At 57.4% G+C, this 411-nt stretch carries 1 protein-coding gene; it reads left to right on the top strand.

Going from position 1 to position 411, the window contains the following annotated elements; translation table 11 throughout:
- Positions 1-411, top strand: a 411-nt coding sequence (locus tag AC1DF0_RS32470) for an LTA synthase family protein (RefSeq protein ID WP_477577720.1), incomplete at both ends; no start/stop codon positions are given.

Raw genomic sequence — 411 nt, forward strand, 5'->3', positions numbered from 1 at the left:
GTTCAACCGTGGCCTGGAAGAGTTGAAAGCCCGCGACGGCAAGGACAAGAAACCGTTCTATGCCTTGCTGCAAACCCTGTCCAACCACACGCCATACGCCTTGCCGACACCATTGCCGGTGGAGCGCGTGACCGATCGTGGCAGCCTCAACGAACACTTGACCGCCATGCGCTACTCCGACTGGGCATTGGGTCAGTTCTTTGAAAAGGCTCGCAAAGAGCCGTACTTCAAGGAAACCCTGTTCGTGATCGTCGGCGACCACGGTTTTGGCAATGAACAACAGATCACCGAAATGGACCTGGGCCGCTTCAACGTGCCGATGCTGATGATCGGGCCGGGCATACAGGAAAAATCCGGTCAGGTCGACCACACTGTGGGCACCCAGATCGACATCGTGCCGACCATCATGGG

The organism is Paenibacillus sp. 05T425, from assembly GCF_056396205.1.